Raw genomic sequence first — 14,874 nt, 5'->3', positions numbered from 1 at the left:
TACGACGGCCGGCATGGCTAGTTATAGCTGCTGCTCGAGCCAGTCCTGTAGCTTGGCCCGGGCGTGGCGCTTGGCCATGCGCTTGGTGGTGGTCGCGGCGGGGCGCATCAGCTCGTTGTCTTCACCGGAGACGATGAACTTGCGTTGCGCGCCGATGATGCCGCCTTCCGGCCCGTAACTCGCGATCACGGTAATCTTGAAGTTAGCGATGTCGAGCGTTCGAATCGGGCGATCGTCGTCGGGCTCGAGGTTATCGTGACGCTTGGCCGTCTGGCGTATGACGGAACGAAACGTGCCGAGGTTCATTTGCTCGCCGGAGTTCAACGGCCCCTGCCGAGTCACGTTCTGGGGACGATCTTCGCTGTCGCGCGGCTCGGCGGTATCGAAATCGGTGATCGATTCGCTGTATTCGTCGTCGCGGGTGCGAATGGTCATCACCAGGCTATGGATATAGATTGGCTCCTGACTCATGTTACTGATCAGGCAGACCGAGTCGATCTGCTGGCCCCAGCCCTGATTGATCAGAATGCGGGCCTGGCGCTGACGGCGAAAGCCGGCATAAAGCAGATGTGCATAGAACAGCCATACGGCGAGCGTGCCGAGGCTGGCAAAGAATGACAGTGCCTGTGCGTTGTCGTTGATCCACTGCCACATGTCAGGTGAGCGGCCTTGTCGGTGAGGGGCGCGTCAGTCTGTGTGAGTGGCTGCCGCCGGGCTATGCGTAAAATCCCCTAACGCAGGCGCGATGCCGCCGCCAAAGTCTTGGCTTTAGGGTAGCGGCTATGCCTGGCGCAGCGTATCGGCCAGCACCATGATGCGCTTGCGCAGCTGCATGGCTTCGGGCCGGGTCAGTTCGACCTGGCATAGCATGGCTTCGTGTATTTCTTTGGACTTGTGCTTGAGTGCCAGGCCCTGGTCGGTCAGGGAAATCAGCACTCGGCGCTCATCCTCGCTGTCGCGTTCGCGCACGACAAGTGCGGCTTTTTCCATGCGCTTGAGCAAAGGGGTCAGAGTACCGCTGTCCAGATGCAGTTCACTGCCCAGCTCGCCGACCGAGCGCGGCGCTTTTTCCCACAGCACGAGCATGACGAGGTACTGGACGTAGGTCAGACCCAACGGTTCCAGTAGAGGTCGGTACGCGCGGATGATCCGATGAGTCGCCGTATACAGCGAAAAACAAAGCTGCTCGTCCAGAAAGCGAAAATCCAGATCGTCGTCGTCTTGTTCGTGGGAAGCGCCCATAGGATTGGGGTCCATTTAACCGTACATGACGTATTGTGACGTGTTTGAACTCGAATCGCTAACTTAGCGGAAAGTTGGGGAAATAATCCCGGGCGGCACGGTTGCTCGAGGTTTGTCTTCGCGGCGCGGTGGGTTTACCGCGCCATGGCTTGTGCCACGAGCTCGTAGCTGCGCAAGCGCTTGGCGGGATCATGAATATTCGATACCACCATGATTTCGTCCGGTTCACCATCGGTACAGAGCGCGTCGAGTTGCTCGCGCACGGTGTCAGGACTGCCGATTACGTGCCGGTGGCGGTTCTCCAGAATGGCGTTGCGTTCCATCTCGGAGTAGTCGTAGGCCAGCGCTTCTTCAGGCGAGGGCAGCGGCAGAAACTCGCCCTTGCGCAACCGCAGCCACATCAGATCGACGGTCGCCGCAAGATGCTCCGCTTCTTCATCCGTCGGCGCGCAGATGACGGAAACCCCGAGTATGGCATGGGGCTCGGGAAAGGCGGGCGACGGGGTGAACGCGCCCCGGTAACGTCGCAGCGCCGGTTCGGCAGGCACCGGGCTGAAATGACTCGCAAAGCTGTAACCCATGCCGGCAGAGCCGGCGACGTGTGCGCTTGCACCGCTGGAGCCCAGGATCCAGATGGGTGGCAGGGACACGTCACTGGGGCTGACCGTCACGCCCTCGTAGGGGTGGCCACGCCGCAGCGTGCCGCGCGAAAGCGCGAGCATTTCGTTGAGCAGGTCGGCGAACTGCTCTCCCGACGCGGCACGCAGCGCGCGACTGGCACGGGCATCGGAACCGGGAGCACGCCCCAGCCCCAGGTCGATACGGCCCGGATAGAGCGCTTCCAGCGTCTGAAACGTTTCTGCCACTCGCAGCGGCACATGGTTGGGCAGCATGATGCCGCCCGAGCCGACCCGAATTCGCTCGGTGAGCGCCGCCGCCCGCGACAGCAGTACTTCGGGCGCTGAACTGGCGATACTCGGCATGCTGTGGTGTTCCGAGATCCAGTAACGGGTATAGCCACAACGCTCGGCCAGACGCGCCAGATCGATACTCGCGCGCACCGCCATCGAGGCGGCTATGCCGCTGGGTACGGGCACGAGATCGAGAACGGAGAGATCGGTTTTCATAGCATCAGCGCTCATGCCGGCAAGAAAGCTCTGGGTGGGTACATGCATCGCGATACACGCTCACCCTGTTCACAGCGGGGCAACGGGTTGCTTTGCTGCATCGCGGGGCGCAGTGGCGGCCGGGAACCCGGCCACCATGCCCCTATGCCCAACAGTGGGCATCAATACGGTTTTTTACAGCCTTCGGACTAACGTTTGAGGATGATATAGACCGCATGGATGATGCCGGGCACGTAGCCGCACAGCGTGAGTATGACGTTGAGCCAGAAATGCAGACCAATACCGACCTGAAGAAACACGCCAAGCGGCGGCAGCAGGATAGACAGCAGGATACGAATGAGATCCATAGTTACGTTGGTTCGAATAATAGCCCTGCATGGTAAGGCATTTGTCGAACTGGGCCTGAACGGCAAGAAAAAGCCGGCCCAGGCGGTTTGCCTGGGCCGGCGTATCGATAAAACCCGTCTCGGACAGGCGTCGGCCTAACGGAGCGGTTAGTCGTTGTCGCCGTCGAATTCCTTGAAATCGGCCTTGCGGATGAGCGCGTGAATGCCCTTGGTCTTGTCCACGACCTGCGAGACTTCGAAGTCGGTTGCCGCACTCAGATAGGCCAGGGCCAGCGCCTCGTCGATATCGTAATGCTGGTGCAGAAAACGAATCGACTCGCGTACGGCATCCTTCATGGCCAGATCGAGATCCTCATCCAGGCCGACGGTAATCCAGTAATCGTTGGTTTCACCGAGCAGCTTGTCCACCTGTTTGCCCGGAAGCTCGGCCTTGCCGCTCTTGAGCACCGTAAGCTTCAGCGTAGCCCGCATCGAGCCTTCCAGCGCGGTCAGCGCCACTTCGCCGTCACCCTGCGTGAAGTGGCTGTCGCCGGTATAGAACAGGCCACCGTCGACTTCGATCGGGTAGTAGACGGTGCTGCCCACGCCCAGGTCGTTGATGTCGGCATTGCCGCCGATACGTGACGGCGGCACCGAGTTGACCGGTTCGTTGGTGGCCGGGGCGACGCCCATGATGCCCATGAACGGGTGCAGCGGGAAGCGAATGGTGCGCTCGTTACCCGCGTCGAGGGTGCCGTACCAGCGATCGCCGTCCTTGACGATCGGAGCGAACGTGGACACGTTGGCATAGCGTTCCGGGTGCTCGCTGCTGGGGTTGGGCTCAGGTTCGGTTTTCGGATATTCGCCGGGCAGGGCGCCCTTGCCATGTCGGTTCGAGATCACGCCGTAGGGCACGCGCGGTTCGAGCTTGATGACCTCGACCTTGAGCACGTCGCCCGGCTCGGCGCCTTCGATGGCCACCGGGCCGGTGACGATATGCGGGCCGTCGTTGAAGAAATCGTGCTCGAGATCGGACGCCGTGATCGCGATCGCATCGTCGAGCACCTGGTCCTCGGCTACACCTTTGGTCGCAAAATAGGCGACGGGATCGCGGCCCTGGTCTTCGAGGATGCCCTCATGAGAAATGGTGTCGAACGTCACTGCACTACCCGAGGGCACGGTCAGCACCGGCTTTGCACTTTGGTTGGGCAAATAGCCCCAGTTGACGGTCTGGGTCGTGGACGGCACGTAGTAATTGCCGGCGTAGGCCCCGGCAGTCATTTTCTGCGGCTTGTCGGCCAGCGGCTGCAGTACGTCGAAATCATCGGCTGCGGCCTGCACGCTCATCACGCTGCAGCACAACGCCACCGCGCCTGCGATTCCATAATTCATTCGCTATCTCTATAAAATGAAACAAGCCGGCTTCCATGCAAGACATGGGCCAGGCTGGGATGATCGCGCCGACCGCGTCGCGCCGGCTTGCGCGCCTAGCGCCGAAACGCCTTCCAAAAGCGATTCGGGGCGTTTGCGAGGCTTCGGCCGAAGTGCTAGTAATGGAAGACAACTAGTGCACAATATGATCAAGACCACGGCCGGGACGCAGCGCTGCAGGTGTTCGACGTGGCGTCATTACACCGATCTTCTGGGGGTCACTTGAGTAAATTGCTATCGCGCAGCCAGCGTGTATATACCGGTTCGGCGCTTATCATTCTCGCGCTAGTAATCGTCGGCGCAAGTTTTCCCAAGGCTTTCGGCAACTTTGCCAGCAGCGCTCTCGACGCGATCTCGCACGTCTTCGGCTGGCTTTATCTGCTGTCGGTGTTCGGTTTTGTCATCTTTCTGGTGGGGCTTGCCCTGAGCCGGTACGGCAAAATCCGTCTCGGTGAGCCTTACAGCCAGCCCGAATACAGTTTCTTTTCCTGGGTGAGCATGCTGCTCGCTGCCGGGTTCGGCGTGGGCCTTGTGTTCTACGGCCTGGCCGAGCCGATACTGCATTATCTGAATCCGCCGTATAACGATATGCCGGGGTCGAGCCCGCAGTCGGCACGCTATGCGATTCAGTACAGCTTCTTTCACTGGGGCGTGAGCCAGTGGGCCGGTTTTTCGATCGTCGGCCTGATCATCGCTTATTTTCAGTTTCGCAAGAACGAATCCGGTCTGGTTTCGACCGTGCTTGCGCCGCTGACCAACAAGCTGCCCAAGCCGGCACGCCAGCCCACCAGCGATGGCCTCAACATTCTGGCGGTGGTGGCCACCGTCATGGGCGTGGCCACGTCGCTCGGACTGGGCGTGCTGCAGATCAATGGTGGTCTCAACCAGATGTTCGGCGTACCCGACACCACGCTCTGGAAGTTCATCATTCTGGGCGTCATGTGTGCCTGCTACACGCTGTCCAGCTATTCCGGTTTGGACAAGGGCATTCAGTGGCTGTCGAACATCAATCTGGCCCTGTGTCTGGGGCTGATGGGCTGGGTTCTGTTCACCGGCCCCACGCTGTTCATTCTCAACACCATCGTCGTGGGCGTGGGCGACTACATCTCCAACTTCGTCACCATGAGCCTGCGGATGGATCCGTTCGAGGATACTGGCGAGGCCTGGATTTCGAGCTGGACGGTCTTTTATTGGGCCTGGGTGATTGCCTGGTCGCCGTTCGTGGGCACCTTCGTGGCCCGCATTTCGAAAGGTCGCACTATCCGTGAGTACGTCATGGGCGTGCTTATCGTGCCGCCGCTGCTGGCCTGTGGTTTCATCGGCGTGTTCGGCGGCGCCGGCTTGCATATGGAGCTGTTCGGCGACGCGGCAGGAAGCTTGACTGCCGCGGCGGATAAGGACATCACCTCGGCGCTGTTCAGCTTCTTCGACATGATGCCGTTCAGTACGGCCCTGTCCATTCTGGCGATGTGCCTGATCTTCGTGTTTCTGGTCACCTCGGCCGATTCGGCCTCCTATATCGTGGCGCAGATGACCGACGAGGGCTCGCTCGAGCCCCCGCTCTACAAGCGACTTTCCTGGGGGCTGCTGATCTCGGCGATTTGTCTGACGCTGATTTCGGCTGGCGGCGAGAACGGCCTCAAGGGTCTTCAGACCGGCTCACTGCTGGCGGCACTGCCGTTCGTGTTCATTCTCTACATGATGGTATTCGTGCTTGCCCGCGAGCTGCGCGACGATCGCCGTCGCATGCTGCTCGACCTTTATGAAAAGCACGAATCCATGCCGGTTGGCGCAGACGCCTTCGAAGCCCGCGATATCCTCAACGATGTCTGGGAAGACGAGGATCTGGAAGACGCGGACGACGAGGGCAAGCGTTCGCAGCCCGACCGTTAGCCGAATTCGATAATTCCGGCACGAGAGCCGCGCCGATCATCGCGATCGGCGCGGCTTTTTTCTTTCTGTCGCTCGATGCGCCTTTACACGCGATCTGCGGGTCGCTCGATTCGAACGGCGCCGTAGGCAGCATCGGCGCGTACGGCGGTGCTCGGCGCAGCTCGCGCGGCGGCCCCGGCCGTGCCGTGGGGCACAGCGCGTATCGATTACGGCCTGTCGTATTACAAGCCGAATGTGAGCCATGAGTGGCTGGTAGGCGGGTCTGGCGGCGATGCGCGCGCCGGGCGACCGGCGCTCGGTGGGCGGCGCGCCGCCGGGTTACATCGGCGTCGGGAACCGGCCCGGGCAGGGCCCCGTGTGCGACCTCGCAGTCCGTATTGGATCGGGGTCGGGACGGCAGGCGCCATGCATCATGCCGGCCGCGGGCAGGGACCTGGCAAGTAGTGTGTGTCGTGCCCCGGGCAGTGGCCGGCTGCTGTCTTGTCTAGGCGTTGCTGTCGCTCGAGACCACGCAGAATAGATCTGCCAGCGAATGGCTGCGCTGCAGGTTGTGCGGGGTCAGGGCGAACGTCGCATTCACCGTGCTGGCCTGCGTACAGCCGTGACGAGCGCCCGCGCTTGACGCCACCAGCGTCTGACTCATGTTCGGCACGTCGTCGAGCGCTGCGATCAGCGGCTGAATACGGCTGGTATAGGCCGCGAGGCGGGATTTCGGCAGCGGGTGACCGTCCGGCAGCTTCATGGTCAACGGATTATGCGGACGGCCGTTCAGGCGAACTTCATAATGCAGGTGTGGGCCGGTGGCTTCGCCGGTGGCGCCGACATAGCCGATGACCTGGCCCTTCTTGACGTGATCGCCGCGCTTTAGGCCGTCGGCGAACTGGTACATATGGCCGTAGCGGGTGGAATAACCGTCGAAATGGCTCAGCTGCACGATACGTCCATAGCCGTGCCGGCGGCCGACGAATTTCACTACGCCATCGCCGGCGGCATGGATCGGCGTACCGCGCGGGGCGGCCATATCAACGCCCCAGTGCGGGCGACGGATATGCAGAATCGGATGCAGGCGATCCGGATTATAGGGCGAGCTTATCCGACTGTAGTTGACGGGGTGGCGCGACAGCGACGGCTCGTACGCCCGGCCCTCGGCATCGTAATAGCGCGTTTCGCCGTCCTCGTTGACGGCGCGAAACGCTTTCAGGTTGCGACCATCCGTCGTGATGCTGGCCGCGACGACCGGGCCCGTGGCCACGCGCTCGCCGTTTGCGTATTCGGCTTCGTAAACGATGCTGAAGCGATCGCCCGCATGCATTTGCCGCGAGAGGTTGGCGCGGTAGCGGTAGATGTGGGCGAGCTGGGCGGACACCGCCGCAGGTACGCCGGCCTTCGCCAGCGAACGCGAAAGCGAGCCCTCGACCGTGCCACGCGCGGTGAGTTGGCGAGTCTGGGTTTGTAGGCGCACGATCTGGGCGTTTAGCGCGCCCGCGCCGGCTTCGCTCTCGACGCCGGAGCGGGTTATCGAAAGCGTCTTGATCGCGTCGAGTTCGAAGCGAAGTTCGGCGAGACGGCCATCGGTGGTCTTGCGCAGTTCCAGCGTATCGCCGGGACGCAGTCGCTTGAGTGGGGCCACGGTGTCGCCGAGTGCGAGAAGCGCCATAAGCTCGCGGGCCGGCAGCCCAACGCGCTCGAACACGCGCGAGAGCGAATCGCCCGATTTGACCGTGACTTCCAGCCAGGGCGTGATCTCCGGGGCGCTCTTCGCCAGCAGCGCCTGCCGTTCGTCCGGACCGAGCTTGCTGGTCACTGCGGCGCTGGACTCGTCGGCATCGAACCCGCTGCCACTTTCGAACGCAGCGGCATGCAGACTCGCCTGAGCGCCCTGCGAGAAGGGGTTCGCATGGACGCTGCCCCCCATGCATACGAACAAACTCATACCCAGCGCGCCGTGCGTACCGGCACGCAAAAATTTCGACCAACGCATTCAATACCCTCGGTCTCTCGCGCTTTGCACGATGAAATCATCGCCCGACAGTCGTCTTCGACCTGTCATAAAGACGAAAAGTTTCGTCGCAGTTGCATCACTCTGTCCCGGTCCCCACCGAGGCGTTGTGCAAAACCGCTTTTCCCACGGGGTTATACAGTAACATCGCGCGAAAAACGAGCCCGAGCGCGATTGTTGTACGGTGGTGGATCTGCTTTTCATCGCGGTATTCTCGCTTTTTCGCTTTTATCGCAACGGGTAACGCGCTTTTTCGCAGGCGGTGCACGAAATTCCCCGGGTTGGGCACGCGGCTAATACTGGCGCGGCCTCGCGCATCACGGGGCTGCTTTTTCCGGCCTATTTTGTCGTTGGGAATGATTGCGGGTGCGGTCGTGCGCGGCCACGCGCTCATGCCCAGACGGCCCCGAGCCCACCTCCCCGGCAACCCTTACTCCGGCACCACGACAGCTGAATGCGTCAGCCGTTTTAACGCCGTCGAAAAAATAAACGCCGGCACCCGTTGGTCTTTTGTTTTCAAAGGGTCACGGCCGTCGGCCGAGGCGCGCTTGCTTTGGCACACGCGCGTTATCAACTCGACCGGTCAGCTGTTGCAGGATCTGTTTTGGGCCGGGCCAGGGCCTGTTAACGCTAATAAAAGCGTCGCGCCGCGCGTTGTGTAGCGAATCGACGTGGGCGCGCTGAAACGCCGGATCGCGAAAAAATAGAGCACGCCCGTGCACGTTGCGCCCAAAATCCTGCCATGCGGCGTTGCGCGGCTTGTCTGGCACGACTTTGGGCAGCAACGTGGCGGTCGGTATTCGTGTTCACAGGGCGTAACAAGATCATGTCTGTTATCCGCGCGGGTGCTAACCTGCCTCCAGGGAGTCATGGTGCGATCGGACGGCCCTCGGGCCAGGGGGAATGATGACTACAAGCGGCGACTCACCTCGCTTCGTGCGGGTATTGGCGAGCAAGGACGTATTGGCCCTGGCATTCGGGGCGATGATCGGCTGGGGCTGGATCGTCATGACCGGCAACTGGATCGTGTCGGCGGGCAGTCTGGGTGCCGTTACGGCATTTCTGCTCGGTGGCGTGGCGATCGTGCTGGTCGGTCTGACCTATGCCGAGCTCGCCGCTGCCATGCCGCAGGCTGGCGGCGAACACGTCTACAGCTATCGCGGCCTCGGGCATATGGCGTCGTTCATATGCACATGGGCGATTGTGCTGGGCTATATGACGGTCGTGTCCTTCGAAGCGGTCGCGCTGCCGACCGTGGTCGAGAACATCGTGCCGGGCTACAGCGTGGGGTATCTGTGGACCGTGGCCGGCTGGGAGGTCGAGGCTACCTGGGCGCTGGTCGGCGTGGTCGGTTCGCTGCTGATGATGTGGGTCAATTACATTGGTATTCGTACGGCAGCCCTGTTGCAAAAACTGGTTACGCTGCTGATCGTGGCGGTCGGGCTGTTGTTTCTCACCGGTGCGCTTTTCAGCGGCGAGAGCGGCAATCTAACGCCTTTCTTCACGGGTGAATCGAGCGTGGCCGGCGGCATCATGAGCGTGCTCGTGATGGTGCCATTCATGTTCGTCGGTTTCGACGTGATTCCGCAGGCGGCAGAGGAAATCGACATGCCGCACCGGGATATCGGCCGCCTGCTGGTGTTTTCGGTTCTGCTTGCCGTGTTTTGGTATGCGGCGATCATTTTCTTCACTGCCTACGTGCTTTCGCCGCAGGGTATCGACCTCGACGCGCTGGCCGTGCCGGACGCCATGGCGGCTGCGTTTTCCAGCGCCTGGGCTGGCAAGCTGATGGTGCTGGCCGGTATTGCCGGCATCATCACCAGCTGGAATGCGTTTTATATCGGCGGCTCGCGCGCCATTTATGCGCTCGCCAAGGCCGATATGCTGCCGCGCGCGTTCGCTAAGCTGCATCCGCGCTACAACACGCCCACCAACGCCATCCTGCTGATCGGTATCGTGACATCGCTGGCGCCGCTGCTCGGACGCAGTGCGATGGTCTGGCTGGTCAATGCCGGCGGTCTGGGCATCGTGCTTGCCTATCTTTTTGTAGCCGCATCGTTTCTGGTTCTGCGCTATCGTGAACCGCATATGGACAGGCCGTTCGTCGTGCCGGCGGGCAAACTCGTCGGAATAGTCGCGTTTGTGCTTTCTATCGCGCTGATCATGCTTTATATGCCGACCAGCCCCTCGGCGCTGGCGCCGGTAGAATGGGCGATATTCGGCGCGTGGATGCTGGGCGGGGCGGCGATGTATGGCTGGGCTCGTGTACGCTACGGCTTACATGCACCGGATTCGTCGGTGCAAACTTAGTACCGGGGGAAGGCCGGCCGGTCGCGCGCTATTTGATCGCGCATTCGGGTCTGGTAAAAAGCGTTTCTGAATGAGGGGTAAGCGGTCGACTGTCTGGCCGCGATGCAAGGATTGAGCATGAAGCACAAAGCGATTTCACGGCTTGCCGTTATAGCGATCAGCGCACTGGTCTGTGCCACGGGCGCGCTAGCCCAACAGGGCCCGAGCGAAGCGCAAGCAGCCGAGGTTCTCAAAAGCGCACGGCCGCTGGCGGAGAACGGCAATGCCACGGCCCAGTACAACATGGGCGTGCTTTACGACGAGGGCTACGGCGTCGAGCAGGATTATGCCCAGGCGCGGGACTGGTATGAGAAGGCAGCGGCCCAGAATTATTCCAAGGCCGAACACAACCTCGGCATCATGTATCAGGAAGGCCACGGCGTACCGCAGAGCGACGCCAAGGCGGCCGAGTGGTTCAAACGTGCGGCCGAGCACGGTGAGCCGGCTGCGCAGAATAATCTGGCGGTGCTCTACGTGCGCGGCAACGGCGTACCCCAGGATCTCGCCGAGGCGACGCGCTGGGCGGCCAAGGCAGCCGAAGCAGGCAATGAATCGGCGCGCAACAATCTCCCGCAGATCATCGACAGCCTGCCGCAGTCGCGTATCGACGGTAACAACGTCAACATTCGCAGCCAGCCGAGCACGCGCGGGCGCGTGATTCGTCAGGCCGATCGCAGCACGCCTGTGGCCGTGCTGGATAGCGACGGCGATTGGCGGCAGGTGGTTTTCGCCGACGATTATGCGATTGGCTGGGTGGCGGACTTCCTGCTGGCCGGCAGTACCGAGCCCCTGGCTAGTGATGATGAGGAGGCGCCCGCGGCCGACATGGGCCAGGTAAGCGAAGCACCGCCGCAGAGCGACGACGCCCAGGCGGATCTGCCCCAAGGTGTGTCGGAAACCGGGCCGATTCGCTATATCGGTGGCGATGTCGTCAACGTGCGTTCGGGTCCGTCTACCGGCAACCGGGTCAAGTTCCAGGCCAAGCGCAACGAGCGCGTGATGGTGACCGGCCGTGAAGAAGACTGGCGTCGGATTCGGTTCGACGACGGCCGCACCGGCTGGATCGCCGGTTTTCTGCTGGTCGAATAGACCGGGGCGCTATGAGTTCGGCACTAGAACAGCTGACCGCGTCAGCTGTTTTAAACGCCATCGAAGAATAAACGCCGGCACGTGGCCGTCGTTTATTTACAAGGCGCCACGGTTGTTGGACGTGGTGTGCCTGCACTCGCACTCGCACTCGCACTCGCACCCGCGCTATCACGCGAGAAATCATCTATTTTGTGATGCCGGGTCAATGACGCAAAAAAAACCGGCAGCCGTGGGGCGCCGGTTTTTTTGTGTCCGTGCTTACTACGCGCAGATCAATCGTCGATTTGTGGCGTTGGACGTACGAGGATCTCGTTGACGTCGACGCTGGCCGGGCGCGTAAGCGAGAACAGGACCGCTTCGGCGATATCCTGATCGGTCAGCGCATGGTCGGGCTGTTCGTCGAAGAACGGCGTATCGACCATGCCCGGCTCGATCAGCGTCACGCGGATACCGGTACCTCGCAGCTCCTCGCGTACGCCGTAGCCAATGGCGGAGACAGCCCACTTGGTGGCGCTGTACATGGAGCCCGGAATCGTGGTGCGGCCGGCGGCCGATCCGGTGATTAGCAGATGGCCTCTGCTTTCTTTGAGGGCCTCTGCGCACACTTGAATGGTCAGCCCGACGCCGTAGACGTTGGTCAGGATCATGTCCTTCCATACGTCGCTGTCCGCGCCGCAGAAGCCACCCGGCCTGCCGCCGATACCGGCATTGGCAAACACTGCATCGATACGCCCGAAATGGCTCAGCGTCTGATCGACCATGGCCTGCTGCGAGGCCTTGTCGGTCACGTCGCAGGTCAGGGCGAGCGACGATTCGCTGCCCAGTTCGGCGACCAGCGTTTCGAGCTTGTCAGCCGAGCGGGCCGCTAGCGCCACTCGGTAGCCGTTGGCGACGGCGTGACGGGCCGTGGCGGCGCCAATGCCGCTTGAAGCGCCGGTTATCAGAAGTACGGGGGCGTCCATCACAGATCACCTTTCAATGTTTGAACGGGCATCGCCAAGGAGCGAACGGCCAGTTGCCATGCGCTTCAAGTCCTGGCGTTCTATACCCGTAGTACGCTTGCGGTTGCATGCGTAGATCATCGACCCGGTGGTTCGACAGTCCAGATGCCGGGTCGATCCACGACGAACCCGGGCGCAGCCCCCGTAGAGGCTGCGCACGCAGGTTCAAGCCGGACGGCTATCAGCCGTGGGTCGAGCCATCGTGCACGTGACCGTGCTCGATCTCTTCGCTGCTGGCTTCACGGACATCTTCGATGTTGACGGTGAAGTTCAGCGTCTGCCCGGCCAGGACATGGTTGCCATCGACCGTGACTTCTTCGCCTTCGACTTCCTTGACCGTGACGATCATGGGGCCGGCATCGGATTCGGCACGAAAGCTCATGCCCGGCGCCAGTTCGTCAACGCCCTGGAATGCGTCGCGGCTGACTTTCTGTACCAGCTCTTCGCGGTAGGGGCCGTAGCCTTCCTCGGGTTCGACGGTCGCCTTGACCTCTTCACCCTGGCCATGACCCTCGATCGCCTTTTCCAGGCCCGGCACGATGTTGCCATGGCCATGAAGATAGGCCAGCGGCTGGCCTTCGCTCGACTGATCGATGATTTCGCCGTCCGTATCACGCAGTACGTAATGGATGCTTACGACACTGTCCTGCTTGACTTCCATGTTGGCTTGCTCTGCTGTTTTTCGCGTATGAACAACGAGACGTTGCGACGATCTCGCAAAAAACAATGGCTAGCGCGATAAATTTGCCGATTGAGCGACGATTAACGCCAACACCGGCGCTGCAACGCCGGTCGATGCCGCTGCATCTGCGCGCTACGCGATAGGCCTTGGCCACAAAAAAAGCCGGGCAGGGCCCGGCTTTCATGCACGTGCTGAGGTCAGGCGTTTAAGTGTCCAGCTCGGCATCCAGGCTGATTTCGGCGCCCTTGTACAGGCGCGATACCGGGCAGGCTTCCTTGGCCTTGGCTGCCACGTCCTTGAACTCGCTCGCGTCCATGCCGGGCACCTTGCCCCGGGTGATCAGTTCGATGCGTTCGATGGTAGGCGTGCCGCTCACCGAGAAATGCACCTTCGCCTCGGTCTGGATCGAATCCGGCGTATGGCCTTCTTCGGCAAGCATTGCCGAGAACTGCATCGAAAAACAGCCCGCGTGCGCGGCGCCGATCAGTTCTTCGGGGTTCGTGCCCGTGCCTTCTTCGAACCGGGTCTTGAAAGAGAACTGGCCTTCATAGGCGCCGCTTTCGAGCGACATGTTGCCCTTGCCGGATTTCAGATCACCTTGCCACTGCGCGTTAGCTTTGCGAACGGGCATACGGAACTCCTTTTGTTGTAGGTACGTCCTGAACGTTACGGGCGATGATCGTCGAACACAAGCATTGCGCACAATCGATTGCGCGACCGCAAGGTGGCCGCTCGCAGCTGTTCAGCAAGATGGTATCTAATGCGCATAAATCATCTTACGGGTCATGCCGCCATCGGCCACGAGCGTCTGGCCGGTGATGAATCCCGACTCCGGGCCGGCGAGGAAAGCGACCAGCGCGGCGATGTCGTGGCCACGGCCGACGCGCCCGACCGGATGCTGTTCATGATCGATATCGCGTAGGGCCGGCGGGCTGTCGCTTTCGCCTTGTTCATCACGAACATCGATCCATCCGGGGGCGACGGCATTGACGCGAATGGCCGGGCCCAGGCTGACCGACAACGCATGGGTGAGTGCGACGATGCCGCCCTTGCTCGCGGCATAGGCCTCGGTCTCGGCTTCGGATTGATACGCACGGCTCGACGCCATGTTGACGATCGCGCCCCGCGCATCACGCAGCCACGGCGTGCAGTGTTTGCTGCAAAGAAAGTAGCCGGTGAGGTTGACGCCGATCACGCGATTCCAGTCTTCCAGCGAGAGCGATTCGATGGGGCCGTTGAAGGGATCGGCGATTCCGGCGTTGTTTACGAGTAGGTCGAGTTGCCCCCACTTGTCGGTGAGGCGGGCCACGGCGTCGGCAACCGACGATTCGTTGGCGACATCGGCGACGAGGGTTTCCAGACGGTTCGCATCGGACGAGGTCGTGGCATTGAGTTCTTGCTCGAGCTCGGCGAGCGCATCGGCGTCGTGGTCGAGTGCGCCGACATGAAAACCGTCGGCCAGCAACCGTCGCGTGATCGCGCGGCCAATACCGCGTGCGCCACCGGTCACCAGGGCAACGCGCGCGTCGCGGCGTTCGTGTTCATAAGACATGGGCGTATCCGGCTGAAAGATACAGGTGATAATTCATCGGGCTGGGCACCCCTGGGGCGTCGACGATAACGATAACGCGCGTCGTGGCACGAGATTGTGAAGCCGTTGCCGAACGGTGCATCCGGTCGATAGCCACGAACCGGGATCGATCGCGCCCATAAAAAAAGGTTCATCGCACATTAC

14 protein-coding genes are annotated in these 14,874 nt (G+C 61.6%); 3 read left to right on the top strand and 11 right to left on the bottom strand.

Features of this window, described 5'->3' with window-relative positions; genetic code table 11:
• Positions 1–21: 21 nt before the first annotated feature.
• The 5 genes from C84B14_RS17245 to C84B14_RS17225 form a co-directional block, all read right to left on the bottom strand.
• Positions 22–654 (bottom strand): hypothetical protein, encoded by a 633-nt coding sequence (locus tag C84B14_RS17245; RefSeq protein ID WP_353225940.1) that lies wholly within the window; start codon positions 652–654, stop codon positions 22–24.
• A gap of 126 nt (positions 655–780) precedes the next feature.
• The gene (locus C84B14_RS17240) at positions 781–1,242 is read right to left on the bottom strand and encodes a MarR family winged helix-turn-helix transcriptional regulator (RefSeq protein ID WP_353225938.1); all 462 of its coding nucleotides are present in this window, start codon (positions 1,240–1,242) and stop codon (positions 781–783) included.
• A 134-nt stretch (positions 1,243–1,376) separates the two neighbouring features.
• Positions 1,377–2,369: an LLM class flavin-dependent oxidoreductase gene (locus tag C84B14_RS17235; RefSeq protein WP_353225936.1), complete on the bottom strand. Its 993-nt coding sequence runs from the start codon at positions 2,367–2,369 to the stop codon at positions 1,377–1,379.
• 188 nt (positions 2,370–2,557) lie between these two features.
• Positions 2,558–2,716 carry a YqaE/Pmp3 family membrane protein gene (locus C84B14_RS17230; protein ID WP_348765034.1) on the bottom strand — a complete coding sequence of 53 codons (159 nt, stop codon included), beginning with the start codon at positions 2,714–2,716 and terminating at the stop codon, positions 2,558–2,560.
• A gap of 147 nt (positions 2,717–2,863) precedes the next feature.
• Positions 2,864–4,087: an acetamidase/formamidase family protein gene (locus tag C84B14_RS17225; RefSeq protein WP_502949919.1), complete on the bottom strand. Its 1,224-nt coding sequence runs from the start codon at positions 4,085–4,087 to the stop codon at positions 2,864–2,866.
• Between the two features lie 261 nt (positions 4,088–4,348).
• Between C84B14_RS17225 and C84B14_RS17220 the strand changes: the two genes are divergently transcribed.
• Positions 4,349–6,019 (top strand): BCCT family transporter, encoded by a 1,671-nt coding sequence (locus C84B14_RS17220; RefSeq protein ID WP_348765036.1) that lies wholly within the window; start codon positions 4,349–4,351, stop codon positions 6,017–6,019.
• A 484-nt stretch (positions 6,020–6,503) separates the two neighbouring features.
• Here C84B14_RS17220 and C84B14_RS17215 read toward each other — a convergent pair whose 3' ends face one another.
• Positions 6,504–8,000: a M23 family metallopeptidase gene (locus C84B14_RS17215; protein ID WP_348765037.1), complete on the bottom strand. Its 1,497-nt coding sequence runs from the start codon at positions 7,998–8,000 to the stop codon at positions 6,504–6,506.
• Positions 8,001–8,097: 97 nt separating this feature from the next.
• Positions 8,098–8,412, bottom strand: coding sequence for a hypothetical protein (locus C84B14_RS17210; protein WP_353225934.1), 315 nt, complete (start codon positions 8,410–8,412; stop codon positions 8,098–8,100).
• A 509-nt stretch (positions 8,413–8,921) separates the two neighbouring features.
• On the opposite strand from C84B14_RS17210, the gene C84B14_RS17205 reads away from it, so the two are divergent.
• Positions 8,922–10,328, top strand: a complete 1,407-nt coding sequence (locus tag C84B14_RS17205; RefSeq protein ID WP_502949918.1) for an APC family permease — start codon at positions 8,922–8,924, stop codon at positions 10,326–10,328.
• Between the two features lie 117 nt (positions 10,329–10,445).
• The gene (locus tag C84B14_RS17200) at positions 10,446–11,456 is read left to right on the top strand and encodes an SH3 domain-containing protein (protein WP_348765040.1); all 1,011 of its coding nucleotides are present in this window, start codon (positions 10,446–10,448) and stop codon (positions 11,454–11,456) included.
• Between the two features lie 272 nt (positions 11,457–11,728).
• Here C84B14_RS17200 and C84B14_RS17195 read toward each other — a convergent pair whose 3' ends face one another.
• The 4 genes from C84B14_RS17195 to C84B14_RS17180 form a co-directional block, all read right to left on the bottom strand.
• A complete protein-coding gene (locus tag C84B14_RS17195) occupies positions 11,729–12,418 on the bottom strand; it encodes an SDR family oxidoreductase (protein ID WP_353225930.1) in 690 nt (229 codons plus the stop codon).
• 220 nt (positions 12,419–12,638) lie between these two features.
• Positions 12,639–13,118 (bottom strand): peptidylprolyl isomerase, encoded by a 480-nt coding sequence (slyD, locus tag C84B14_RS17190; RefSeq protein WP_348765042.1) that lies wholly within the window; start codon positions 13,116–13,118, stop codon positions 12,639–12,641.
• A gap of 226 nt (positions 13,119–13,344) precedes the next feature.
• Positions 13,345–13,770, bottom strand: a complete 426-nt coding sequence (locus C84B14_RS17185; RefSeq protein ID WP_348765043.1) for an OsmC family protein — start codon at positions 13,768–13,770, stop codon at positions 13,345–13,347.
• A 126-nt stretch (positions 13,771–13,896) separates the two neighbouring features.
• Positions 13,897–14,691 carry an SDR family oxidoreductase gene (locus C84B14_RS17180; RefSeq protein ID WP_353225927.1) on the bottom strand — a complete coding sequence of 265 codons (795 nt, stop codon included), beginning with the start codon at positions 14,689–14,691 and terminating at the stop codon, positions 13,897–13,899.
• Positions 14,692–14,874 lie beyond the last annotated feature (183 nt).

This window comes from Salinisphaera sp. C84B14 (genome assembly GCF_040361435.1).
Lineage (GTDB): Bacteria > Pseudomonadota > Gammaproteobacteria > Nevskiales > Salinisphaeraceae > Salinisphaera.
Note: the sequence above shows the minus strand (reverse complement) of the source record. Positions and strands in the feature narration are given on the sequence as shown.